The following is an 11,381-nucleotide window of genomic DNA, read 5'->3' as shown; positions in this document are numbered from 1 at the left end:
TGATTATGCCCAAGTTGTAATCGTTTCAACCGGGAGACGATAGGAAGGATAGCCTTCTTTGGCTGCTTTCCCTATGGAGATCAACATGACGGGCTGGAACCGTTCTTTATCCAGGCCGAACGCTTCGGCGATCTGACCTTTGTCATAACCGGCCATAGGGTTGGTATCATAACCATGAGCACGGGCAACGAGCATGAGTTGCATGGATATGAGGCCTGAGTCAATGAGGTTCATATCACGCAATTCGGATGCGTTTATGTTCGCATAATAAGGTTTTACCTGCTGCATCTGCATATCCATGATGTCTTGGGGCATGTACCCAAGTTCCACTGATTTGCTGAAAATCTCTTCCATGTATTCAACGTTGTTGGCATCGTAAAACACGGCAATGACAGCGGAAGACGTTAGTGCCTGTGTCTGGTTAAAAGAGGCCAGTGGTGCAAGCTTCTCTTTGCCTTCAGCACTGTCGATAACAAGAAAACGCCAAGGTTGCATGTTAATGGCCGAAGGGGCACGTGAAGCTTTCGCCAGTATTTCGGTCATCTCCTCGCGGCTGATCTTCACTTCAGGGTCGTAGGCTTTAACGGAATGGCGCTCCAAGACGATGGTATCAAAATCATTTGTTTTGTTGAATTGACCGGTAATTGTGTTCATATTGAAATCTCTCCTCATATCTATATTGGTGAGAGTAGGGTATAAATTATATCTCCATCTGTCTCACTATGAGGATTGTAAACTATGAAGTATACTTTATAGCAAGAAGAAGAAACGGGGGAAATCCATATGAAGATTAGTGAAGTAGCGAACCATGTAAACCTTCCGATATCCACGATTCGTTACTACGAGAAAATAGGTATTATCCCGGATGAACATATGCTGAGAGATCATAATAACTATCGAATATATGCGCAGAGCATTATTCAGCATCTGGAAGTGGTCAAACAATGTTTAGCTGTTGGTTTTACGATCCATGAGATCCAATCTATGATCTCTAAACATGGGTTTTCAAGTAATGATCAAGCAATCATTATCCAAGCGAAAATATCAGAAATTGAAGAAACACAAAATAAATTAGAGAATTCCAAACAAAATCTGTACGAAATTCTTAAATCGGATATCACGTGTGAGGATGGTTTTGGTAAGTATTAAGCCGGAAGTCCCTCTATAGGTTTTCATTCAGTACGTTCTTACATCATATCGATTCAATCGAGTACATATCGTCCTGCATACGTAGACTACCGGGCTGCCCAGTTTCAACTTTTACCTCCGTGGCAAATACACCAGGCATACGCCCGTCTGGGAACCAGGGCATTTGTTTATCAATGACAATAAACATGCCTTCTGCATCACCCGTGGGGGAGAATTGTTTTCCGTCTCCGGCAAATGGTTCAAGTTGATAATGCCTATTCAATGTGTTCATCATCTCAGGAACATCATCGACAGGCAGACCGATTTCACTAATACATAACAGATGCTTCACTTCGAAAGCTTCATCGACTGCGTTATCGAGTGAATGGTGAGCGATAAATTCCATCAAGTTGCCGCTTGGATCATAAAAATAGAAGGCTGTTGCATCCCAGTAGGGGAAATAAAATTCATCCTGTCCATCTTTCGAGAGCAATGGAATGTTACGGTCTTGAGCCCACCTTTTTGCATCAGCAAGTTTATTCGTTGGAATCGTAAACGCTACATGATAGTAGGGCTTCTCTTGTTCTGGCGCCTTCTTGAAAGATAGGACTGAGTTCCCCGCACGGAATGAAACGCATGTTGCATTATCCTCCACAAGATTCAATTCCAGTAGTGTACCGTAAAACTCTTTTATGGCCTCGACCTGATGTGTCAACAAACCAACTTCTCTTATTATCATTTCAATATCCTCCTTTTAATCTCACCTTTGATTGAAATACTCGATTGTTTTCTCAATAAATGCCTTGGCCGATTGCGTCAGGTAACGGTCGGACCGATGGATGATCTCAAAGTGCCGGTAGGGCGGATCGTCTGTAATTCGGATGCAACGTAGCGTGGGCTCATTCATGGCTTTGATCAGAGGATAAGGCAGCAGTGTTCCTCCGACGTTGGCTTTGACCAAGCTAATGATGGAGGTTGCAGAACTGGTCTCCATGATGGTATTTAGGGTGAATCCATATTTACGGCAATAGCCATCGACCAATTCTCTGCCCGTAAATCCTTCGGGAAACATCACCGTTTGGATATCACGCAGCTCCTGAATTTCAATTGTGCTTCGTTCAGCCCAATCATGATTCTCGGAAACGACGAGTACATATTCTTCACTGCACAAAGGAATGCGTACAAGCCGTCTATCAGGGGCAGACGTGATCTCGATGCCGATGTCGACTTCATTTTCCAACACTTGATTTACGACATAGATCGAAGAGATAACTTTCAATTGCACTTTGGGGAATCGGGCATGAAAATCTACGAGCAGCGGAGTGATACGGTAATCCAAATCGGATGGAAGAACACCAATCACCAATCGTCCCCGCTGATCATTCCGAAATTCAGCCAACGCATCTTGGGTATTCTGTAAATGCCGGATCATCTGTACACAGTGCTCCAGAAACAGAGTGCCTGCCTGGGTCATCACAATCTTTTTGCCGACACGGTCAAACAAAGGAACACCAAGTTCATCCTCCAATCCACGTATCTGTTGACTCAACGTAGGTTGAGAAATGCCAAGTTTCTCCGCTGCCCGTGTAAAATGAAGCTCCTCACACACTGTAATAAAGTTTTCCATCTGACGAATCTCCATGAATTCACCTCTAATCATTGGTTTTAGTAATCATTTTAATAGAAACAATAGTATTGTTCAATCATTATAATGATCCTATACTTAATTCGTGCACCACCCGAAGATCTTGTCATTAACAAATGGGATCTTTGGTGAAGGCAACGATACTACTACCATGAGGTGATCCATAATGAAACTTTTTTATATTGTATTGGCGCTTATTCTGGCTTCACTTAACTTAAGACCACCGATTACTTCCATTTCTCCTCTGATGAGTACCATACAGAATAATCTGGATTTGAGCGGCATGACCGCCAGTCTGTTAACTACACTACCGGTATTATGTATGGGCATATTCGCTCCATTCTCTGTAAGACTAAGTAGAAGGTGGGGGAATGAAGGAGCCATTGTGCTGGCTTTAATCCTTATCGGGATAGGTACAGGATTACGATTGTTCGTAGGTGCAACTCCGTTGATGATGTTCACTTCTTTTCTATCAGGTGTAGGGATTGCATTGGCAGGGCCGCTGTTGTCAAGCTTCATTAAGCAGTATTTCCCTAACCGAGTGGCAGCCATGGTCGGCATCTACTCTACAGCAATGGTGATGGGGGCCAGCATTAGTGTGGGGTTATCGGTTCCACTTCAGCAGATGTTGGGTGGATCTTGGAGAGGTTCTTTGGCTACATGGGCATTACTCGCAGCCATTGCATTGCCGATCTGGTTAAAATTAGCTTGGTCTGCGCGTACAGAGAGACAATCCGGACAAACTTCGGCTGTCATTCATGCCCCACTTCCGGTGAAGAACAGGCGTGCATGGGTGCTGACACTGTTCTTCGGACTGATGGCCGCGATCTTCTATTCATTAACCGCGTGGCTTGCGCCAGCCATTCAAAGCCATGGATATAGCCAAGAGACTGCTGGCAACATCCAAACGTTATTTACATTGATATCACTGCCCTCAACGTTATTCATTCCCATGCTTGTACACCGATACCAAAGGCGTGTCTTCTGGCTTGTTGGCTGTGCGATGTTGGAGTTAATAGGTGTCCTGATGCTGAATCTCTCTGTCAGTCCGTGGCTCGCGGCGATCCCGCTCGGTATTGGTGCAGGTGGACTGTTCCCGATTGCACTCATGTTGCCGATTGATGAGACAAACAATGCTCAGGAAGCTAGCAGCTGGTCCGCTATGACTCAATCTGGTGGTTACATTCTTGGAGCACTTGGGCCGCTGGCGATTGGTTGGCTCCGAGATCTAACAGGCAGCTTCGTGCAAGCATTTTATGGTTTGGCTATCATCATCGTGTTGCAGATTATCGTTCAATTGGCTATTGGCAATAAAAAAAGTTTGAAAGTTAGCCAGGAGCAGAGCTAAAAGGCATGTAAAGTAAAATGGATATAGAGATATGATCTTTATACATGATCTAACAAGTCCAGATAGTACTGCCTTAATGCTTTCTGTAAGATGATGGGCTCCATAATCTTAATCGATTTACCATAGCCTGCAAGATATCTCACTATGAAATCAAGCTCGTGAGGTTCATACGAACCGACAAGATACATGTGTCCCATCTTCTCGATGATCTGCATAGATGGAAAATGTTCTTGCTGGAATAGCTCCATCCCGGCTTCGTCAATCAGGCATTTGAATGGAATGGCTTGTTCCGATGGTTTCCATAGGGATTGGGCATCCTGTGAATAGAGTTCCTTTACATGAGTTAAAGGTTCAATCTCCGTTGTTTCGGCTGAAATGATGCGGTCGCAGCGGAATACACGATAAGCTTGTTTATGCAGATCATAGGCCTGACAATACCAATAGCCTTTCCTGGCATAGAGCGCGATGGGTTGAATGGTGCGGATGGTGTTTGCAGAAGATGACCTTTGATCAGAGGATCTACGCTGATTAGCGTACGTAATCTGGATCACTATACTCTGAACAGCAGCCATCAGCAGAAACTCCAAATGTGCACTGTCGCGGATCTGCTCGGTATGTTGGAAGTAAACCCGGTGTTGGATGTTCTCAATATCCTGTCGCTGTTTGTCAGATAACGCGCTCATAAATTTCTCATGAATGGTACGGAAAGAGACTTGAAAGGGTAAGCTGGAGAAGCTGCGGAGAGCCTGCATAGCAAAATAAAGGGCATGAAGCTCACCCGTATTAAACGAAATGGGAGGCAGTTGCATCTGTTGCAACAGTCGATATCCGCCGTAGCGTCCATATTCGACATAGATGGGCGCACCTAACTCTTCCAATGAAGTGATATCTCTTAACGCGGTTCGTTTGGAGATCTGGAACTCCTGCATGAGATCTTGCAGAGTGAACTGTTGTTTTTGATTAATGAAGCGCAGCATCTGGTTCATACGTTCTGATTTTTTCATATCAAACCCTCTTAATGGTGCCATGCATTGGCACCTTTCGTTGTTATAGTGATAAGTGTAATCCAATAGGAACAAGGAGGCAATATAATGAATTTTGAAGTGATACCATTTTTGTCGATGAACGGGGATGCGGCGGCAGCCATTGCTTTTTATGAGGAGTTTCTGGGCGCCAAGGTGATATTCAAGAAAAGTTATAAAGAGATGAAGGAGATGAACCCGGGCTTCGAGTACCCTGCCGGTCAAGATGAGTATATTACACATTCGGTGCTGGAGATCGGGGTTAACAAGGTCATGATTGCGGAAGAAGCAATGGACACGGAGAGAGCTTGGCAGCTGGGGAACAGCACGTCCCTATGTATTCAATCCAAGGACAAAGATACAATCGATCAACTGTATCATTCTCTGATACAACATGAGGGTGTCAAGGTACTGGTGCCGTACGAACAAAATGAATTCAGCCCAGGTTATGGCATTGTACGGGACCCATTTGGCATTGCGATTCAGCTGTGTGTCACTGTGCACGATTTTTAAAATGAGTTCAGGCCCTCGGTTAAGCACTCGGTATGTAAACCTGTAACTAACTTAAAAACATCAAAAAAGAAGAGCCATGAATATCATGCGCTCTTCTTTTTTTCGGTTTCTCTGTTTTTCTTGTATAAAGGCGCTAAACAGTTACTACAAAACAGAAATTATGTTACAAATACGTTACAAGTGCAGAAGTGTATCCTTTTTTGCCTTATGTTACGATACGTACAAGTAGATACAGAGATATTTTACGGATAATATAAGTTATAACATCTCTTTTCTGGACGATGAATATGCTCCAAAAGTATGATGATGGAAGCCTTTTATCCAGGATATTGCAGAAGCATTGAAACGCAGAAACAACTATATATTTTGACTGAACAAGGTTGCAATAAAGTGCAGGGATACTACTACAGCAAGCCATTGCCAGCGGATGAGGTGGAGCAGATTTTCTTTAGAAAAAATAAACGACAACAGGTGATCCAAAATGCTGCAAATCGGGTATCAATAGTAGAGTCATCTAGAACCTGATGGATACATATGTTGTTATGATCGTTTTTTGCTAGTTAAAGGCTGTCTATTATGGAATGAACTGTGGGGGTTATCAAGTGTCTGTATTAGATATGGAAAAGAAAGATGTTGTCACCGATGCAATGGTCATCAAGGCGATGGAGAAAAGTCTTGCTATCATTCGATTCGATCTGGATCGCCGGGTAACCTACGTGAATGAAGTCTTTGCCCAGACGATGGGATATACGGTAGATGAGATGTACGGCATGAAGCATCAGCAACTATGCTTCGGTCAATTTGCAAATACCCCGGACTATGATGCTTTTTGGAATAGCATATTTAATGGTGTCAGCTTCCAGGACAAGGTTGAACGCAAGGATGCAGAGGGAAATTCCGTATGGCTTGAGGCGACATATATGCCGGTGTACGATGAGACAAATCAGAAGATATTGGGTGTCTCCAAAATCGCCACCAACATTACCAACCGTCAGAACAACATTTCGGTCGTAGTGAATGAGCTAAAAGCGATGTCTCATGAACTAAATGGGCAGGCAGATGTAGGCATTGAACGGAGCCAGGAATTAATGTCCAGTATCTCCTATATCTCAGAGGTGTCCGCTACTAACCGTGCAACGCTGACTCATTTGCAGGAACAGGCCGGATCGATTCAGGGCGTGGTACGAACGATACGCGAGATTTCGTCTCAGACGCAATTGCTCGCGTTGAATGCTGCCATTGAGGCTGCACATGCAGGAGAATTTGGACGAGGATTCGATATCGTGGCTAAAGAAGTTAAGAAACTATCCGCAATGGTGGAGAGTTCGATTAACGAGATTCGTGATAGCGTTACCGGAATAACAAAGGAGATAGGTAATATCACAGGCGGTACCAAAAAAGTAGAAGAATATGTCGAGCAGAGCCAGAAGCAGATTGAGATCGCTCTGAATGATTTTACAGCAATTGCTGCATCGGCTCACTTGTTGGATGCCAAAGCGGAGCATGTGACCAGAATCGTATAAGAATATATAGTAATAGCGGTTCCTTACACAGGAACCGTTTTTTTTGTCGTTCAGTACACAAAAAAACGGGAATTATTGTGATCAAACGGGGACACAATACTTGGGAATACCTGTAGCTTCATCATGCAGAGAAATGTTGGGGTGGGAACATGTGGTCAACAATTGTATCCTACGTGCCGGATTGGACCATATGGATTCAGGCATTCTTGGTCCTTATCATACCGATCGGCATTACAGTAACCATGCGGTGGATCAATGCCGCCATTAAGCGTGGAACCTTCTCTCGTTCCGAGAAACCCTCCATATCCTCGAAAGATATTTCTCCTGCTACCGCGGGTCAGGGTCAGGGAACCGAAACAGGCCAATATGCCAATATTAAATTAACCGGCAAGTACAATACGGATCTGACCAGTGTAAGAGAAAGCTTTGGTCAAAATGCTGATGTTCACATTCGGGAATTTACCATTAGAGGTACCAATACAAGGGCAGCTGTCATATATACCGAAGGCCTGGTAGATCAAGACTTAATCGATGATCACCTGATTACACCGTTAATGTTGGAAGGCGTTCCAGAGCTTAAGCGGGAGGGGTTCCTGCATCCGGATAATGCGCATTTACTGTCGGCCTACCTGCAAGAGCAATTACTACCTGTCAGTCTGGTTGAGGAGACCAAGTCCCTCCAAGAGGTCGCAGTTGGCGTGCTTTTTGGCAAAAATGCACTGTTGGTCGATGGATTGCCGGGGGCTCTGTTAATTGGAGCTCATAAGATCAAAACACGTGGTGTGAATGAACCGGTGTCAGAGGGGTTGCTCCGTGGCCCCCGAATTGGTTTTACTGAACAGTTAAGTGATAACACAGGTATTTTACGTCGGTATGGTAGTGATCAGAGCCTCTTTATTCAGAAGTATGAAGTAGGTTCACGGATCAAGAAAGATTTGGCTGTTGCCTATATTCAGGATATTGCTGATCCTAATCTCGTGGCGGAAGTCCAAAAGCGAATTGAAGAGATGGATATGGATTCCATGTTGGAATCTGGGTATGTTGAACAGCTCATCGAAGACAATACGCTCAGTCCGTTTCAACAAGTGTTGAATACAGAAAGACCAGACCGGGTGATGGGTGCTTTACTGGAAGGGCGAGTGGCTATTTTATTGGATGGGACGCCATTTGTCTTAATTGTGCCAGTGTCGTTTAGCATGTTGCTCCAATCTCCCGAGGATTATTATGAACGATGGATTCCTGGAACATTCCTGCGAATGCTGCGCTTTATGTCCGCCATGCTGGCCTTGCTCGCTCCTGCGCTCTATATCTCTTTTATCTCGTTCCATCCGGGACTTATCCCAACCAAGCTGGTATTGACGATCATTGAAACGCGGACGGGAGTGCCGTTTCCTTCAATCATCGAAGTACTGATCATGGAACTTTCGATCGAGATATTGAGGGAGGCTGGCATTCGTTTACCTAAGCCGATTGCACCCTCGCTAGGTATCGTTGGAGGTCTGATTATCGGCCAGGCAGCCGTACAGGCAGGAATTATAAGCCAATTCCTGGTCATCGTTGTTGCGGTTACCGCCATATCCTCCTTTACGATCCCTGTCTATAGTGCCGGCATCACACTGCGAATTCTGCGATTTGCTGCCATGTTTAGCGCAGCTGTACTCGGATTGTTTGGCGTGGTTATGTTCTTTCTCCTTATATGTACCCATCTTGCGAGACTCTCGAGCTTTGGCCTACCTTATGTTGCACCGGCCGTTCCTTATCACTTTGGGGAATGGAAGGATTTCTTTATCCGTGCTCCGCTAAATATGATGAGGAAGCGTCCCGAGATGTCTAATCCAATAGATAAAGACCGCAAAAAATAAATCAAGCAAATCACGAGGTATGAGGTGGGATGAAGTGAACGGTTCTGAAGGAAATATTAGCACAAGGCAGGCCGTCGTAGTTATTGTTAATTACATGCTTGGCGCTGGGATCCTGACCCTCCCCCGAACGACGAGTAAAGCTGTCGGAACACCGGATGTCTGGATCTCCATCATTCTGTCGGGACTGATTATCACGGGTGTCGGAATTATTCTGGTTACCCTGTGTCGCAGATTTCCGGAGAAAACAGTGTTCCAGTTCACCCGTGAGATTACGGGGAGCTGGATTGCTTACATATTGGGATTCGCCATGATTATGTACTTTATGGTGATTGCCGCATTCGAAATCAGGGTCATGGCTGAAGTGACAGGCATGTATTTGCTAGAGCGTACTCCGACATGGGCCATTGTGATGGTGTTTATGTGGATTGGCATATATTTGATCTCCGGCGGACTTGCTGTTATTGTGCGTGTATTTGAGATTATTTTGCCGATTACACTGATTATATTTGTGATTGAAATTTTGCTTAGTAATCAGTTATTTGAGATCGGCAATCTGAGACCCGTACTCGGAGAGGGTATCATGCCAGTCCTCAAAGGTTTGAAACCTTCGTTGCTGGCTTACACGGGGTACGAAGTCATGTTTGTCATGACTGCTTATATGAAAAATCCCAAAAAGAGCAATGTAGCCATGAGCTGGGGCATCATCATATCGACTATGATTTATCTGATTACTGTTGTGATGGTTGTAGGCAGTCTGTCACTCGACGGCATCAAAACACGTACTTGGCCCACGCTCGATCTGGTTAGAAGCTTCGAGATTCAAGGTTTGATCTTTGAACGGTTCGAATCCCTGCTACTGGTCATCTGGATTATGCAGATCTTCTCGAGTTTCACGATCACACACTATTGCGCTTCGGTGGGCATTCGGGATTTATTTCGTACGAAGAAGATCAAGGTCATTATGTACGCCTTTCTGCCAGTAATATATCTAACAGCATTAATGCCGAAAACCGTGGATGAAACTTTTGCACTGGGTGATATGTTGGGCAATCTATCCGTGCTTCTTTTTGCCATTTTACCTCTGTTGCTGCTGTTAATAAGTCTGATTCGCAAAAAGGGAGGCAAGCAAGCATGATTCGTATTTTTATGCTTTTACGTGTAGCCTTTGCTTTGTCCGTTCTTCTGGTAATATCCGGATGCTGGAGCAGTAGGGAGATCGAGGAACTAAGTGTCTATGTTGGTCTCGGGATCGATATCGCGAAAGAAACAGAATTTGAGAAGGACATCGCTGCCCAGGGAGGAAAGTATCCAAAGAATAATTATATAACGGCTACCGTGCAGATTGCTCCCGGGACGGGCGGTTCGAACAGTAAACAGGGCGGACAATCCGGTTCACCTGCTTCGGGAAAGACTTCCTATTCCAATGAACAGCTTACTGGAGATTCGTTGCTGCAAATCTTTCGTCAGTTTGCACTAAGGCGAGACCGTCCACTTATCGGACATCATCTAAAGGTCATCGTTGTCTCCAAGGATATTGCCAAAAAGTATGGTCTGGACCAGCTGCTGGATTTTGTACTTCGGGATAACGATATTCGTCCAAATTGTCTGGTGCTGATAAGTCATCATCGCGCCGTGGATGTCCTGACTTCGGATGATCCCTCTCGGATTCCAGCATTTTATCTAACAGGAATTACCGGTAATTCATACTTGTCCAACAAAATCCTTGACCCTGTTTTGCTCTCCAAATTAGATGCCCAAATGCAATCTGGTTCCAGTTTCTTGCTCCAGAATGTACTGTACTCCAATGGAGAGGGCAAGTTCTCAGGTGGCAGCATATTCGATGGGAAAACAACCAAGTTTATTGGAGAACTAAGTCAAACGGATCTGGAAGGTTTATCGTGGCTCAGGCCTAAGGAAAGAGGAGGCGTCTTGAAGACTTACAACAAAGAGGGATTCACTGTTGTATATGAAATGAAAAAGAAGAAAACAAAAGTAATTCCCAAGGTTGTTGGCAATGATATTTCATTCCATGTAAAGACCGAATCCGAAGGCTGGTTAATGGAGGATTGGCGTGCTCCCGAAAGAGAGGAAAAAGGGGCTTATCGCGGGGAACTGGAAAAAGAATTTGCTGAACTGGCGGAACAACAGATTCGTCAGGTGTTATACAAGCTGCAGCATACCTACAAAGTGGATGTTGCGGATTTTCGGGATAGCTTACGTATTAAAGAGCCCAAAACATGGAAGAAAGTCAAAGATGATTGGGATAACATTTTTAGTACCGTGCCAATTACGTACGATGTGAAGATTAGCATTACCAATCCGGGATCATCCACCGAATAG

At 44.5% G+C, this 11,381-nt stretch carries 12 protein-coding genes; 8 read left to right on the top strand and 4 right to left on the bottom strand.

Going from position 1 to position 11,381, the window contains the following annotated elements:
- Positions 1-3: 3 nt before the first annotated feature.
- On the bottom strand, positions 4-654 hold the full coding sequence (locus tag AC4E8D_RS27265; protein WP_221820590.1) for a nitroreductase family protein: 651 nt from the start codon (positions 652-654) through the stop codon (positions 4-6).
- 129 nt (positions 655-783) lie between these two features.
- On the opposite strand from AC4E8D_RS27265, the gene AC4E8D_RS27260 reads away from it, so the two are divergent.
- Entirely contained in the window at positions 784-1,149 is a 366-nt protein-coding gene (locus AC4E8D_RS27260; RefSeq protein WP_221820591.1) for a MerR family transcriptional regulator, read from the top strand.
- 43 nt (positions 1,150-1,192) lie between these two features.
- Here AC4E8D_RS27260 and AC4E8D_RS27255 read toward each other — a convergent pair whose 3' ends face one another.
- Together AC4E8D_RS27255 and AC4E8D_RS27250 are read right to left on the bottom strand one after the other, a co-directional pair.
- Positions 1,193-1,867, bottom strand: a complete 675-nt coding sequence (locus tag AC4E8D_RS27255) for a VOC family protein (protein WP_339305753.1) — start codon at positions 1,865-1,867, stop codon at positions 1,193-1,195.
- Positions 1,868-1,888: 21 nt separating this feature from the next.
- Positions 1,889-2,788: a LysR family transcriptional regulator gene (locus tag AC4E8D_RS27250; RefSeq protein ID WP_339305751.1), complete on the bottom strand. Its 900-nt coding sequence runs from the start codon at positions 2,786-2,788 to the stop codon at positions 1,889-1,891.
- Positions 2,789-2,939: 151 nt separating this feature from the next.
- Here AC4E8D_RS27250 and AC4E8D_RS27245 point away from each other — a divergent pair, with 151 nt between their 5' ends.
- Positions 2,940-4,121, top strand: coding sequence for an MFS transporter (locus tag AC4E8D_RS27245; RefSeq protein WP_339305749.1), 1,182 nt, complete (start codon positions 2,940-2,942; stop codon positions 4,119-4,121).
- Positions 4,122-4,159: 38 nt separating this feature from the next.
- On the opposite strand, the gene AC4E8D_RS27240 is transcribed toward AC4E8D_RS27245, so the two are convergent.
- Positions 4,160-5,125, bottom strand: a complete 966-nt coding sequence (locus tag AC4E8D_RS27240) for a helix-turn-helix transcriptional regulator (protein WP_490205413.1) — start codon at positions 5,123-5,125, stop codon at positions 4,160-4,162.
- An 87-nt stretch (positions 5,126-5,212) separates the two neighbouring features.
- Between AC4E8D_RS27240 and AC4E8D_RS27235 the strand changes: the two genes are divergently transcribed.
- From AC4E8D_RS27235 to AC4E8D_RS27210, 6 genes are all read left to right on the top strand, one after another.
- A complete protein-coding gene (locus tag AC4E8D_RS27235; RefSeq protein ID WP_076213007.1) occupies positions 5,213-5,656 on the top strand; it encodes a VOC family protein in 444 nt (147 codons plus the stop codon).
- Positions 5,657-5,956: 300 nt separating this feature from the next.
- Positions 5,957-6,181, top strand: a complete 225-nt coding sequence (locus AC4E8D_RS27230; RefSeq protein ID WP_221820602.1) for a hypothetical protein — start codon at positions 5,957-5,959, stop codon at positions 6,179-6,181.
- Between the two features lie 92 nt (positions 6,182-6,273).
- Positions 6,274-7,179, top strand: coding sequence for a methyl-accepting chemotaxis protein (locus AC4E8D_RS27225; protein ID WP_339179638.1), 906 nt, complete (start codon positions 6,274-6,276; stop codon positions 7,177-7,179).
- 149 nt (positions 7,180-7,328) lie between these two features.
- On the top strand, positions 7,329-9,041 hold the full coding sequence (locus AC4E8D_RS27220; protein ID WP_221820608.1) for a spore germination protein: 1,713 nt from the start codon (positions 7,329-7,331) through the stop codon (positions 9,039-9,041).
- 19 nt (positions 9,042-9,060) lie between these two features.
- On the top strand, positions 9,061-10,176 hold the full coding sequence (locus AC4E8D_RS27215) for a GerAB/ArcD/ProY family transporter (RefSeq protein WP_490205412.1): 1,116 nt from the start codon (positions 9,061-9,063) through the stop codon (positions 10,174-10,176).
- Complete coding sequence (locus AC4E8D_RS27210) at positions 10,173-11,381, top strand: Ger(x)C family spore germination protein (protein WP_221820611.1); 1,209 nt, start codon at positions 10,173-10,175, stop codon at positions 11,379-11,381. The genes AC4E8D_RS27215 and AC4E8D_RS27210 overlap by 4 nt, the downstream gene beginning before the upstream one ends.

This window comes from Paenibacillus sp. SRL342 (genome assembly GCF_984798905.1).
Note: the sequence above shows the minus strand (reverse complement) of the source record. Positions and strands in the feature narration are given on the sequence as shown.

Excerpts from the sequence above, each read along its gene's own strand:
- AC4E8D_RS27265 (WP_221820590.1), bottom strand. The coding sequence starts at position 654 with ATGAACACAATTACCGGTCAATTCAACAAAACAAATGATTTTGATACC.
- AC4E8D_RS27260 (WP_221820591.1), top strand. The coding sequence starts at position 784 with ATGAAGATTAGTGAAGTAGCGAACCATGTAAACCTTCCGATATCCACG.
- AC4E8D_RS27255 (WP_339305753.1), bottom strand. The coding sequence starts at position 1,867 with ATGATAATAAGAGAAGTTGGTTTGTTGACACATCAGGTCGAGGCCATA.
- AC4E8D_RS27250 (WP_339305751.1), bottom strand. The coding sequence starts at position 2,788 with ATGATTAGAGGTGAATTCATGGAGATTCGTCAGATGGAAAACTTTATT.
- AC4E8D_RS27245 (WP_339305749.1), top strand. The coding sequence starts at position 2,940 with ATGAAACTTTTTTATATTGTATTGGCGCTTATTCTGGCTTCACTTAAC.
- AC4E8D_RS27240 (WP_490205413.1), bottom strand. The coding sequence starts at position 5,125 with ATGAAAAAATCAGAACGTATGAACCAGATGCTGCGCTTCATTAATCAA.
- AC4E8D_RS27235 (WP_076213007.1), top strand. The coding sequence starts at position 5,213 with ATGAATTTTGAAGTGATACCATTTTTGTCGATGAACGGGGATGCGGCG.
- AC4E8D_RS27230 (WP_221820602.1), top strand. The coding sequence starts at position 5,957 with ATGATGATGGAAGCCTTTTATCCAGGATATTGCAGAAGCATTGAAACG.
- AC4E8D_RS27225 (WP_339179638.1), top strand. The coding sequence starts at position 6,274 with ATGGAAAAGAAAGATGTTGTCACCGATGCAATGGTCATCAAGGCGATG.
- AC4E8D_RS27220 (WP_221820608.1), top strand. The coding sequence starts at position 7,329 with ATGTGGTCAACAATTGTATCCTACGTGCCGGATTGGACCATATGGATT.
- AC4E8D_RS27215 (WP_490205412.1), top strand. The coding sequence starts at position 9,061 with ATGAGGTGGGATGAAGTGAACGGTTCTGAAGGAAATATTAGCACAAGG.
- AC4E8D_RS27210 (WP_221820611.1), top strand. The coding sequence starts at position 10,173 with ATGATTCGTATTTTTATGCTTTTACGTGTAGCCTTTGCTTTGTCCGTT.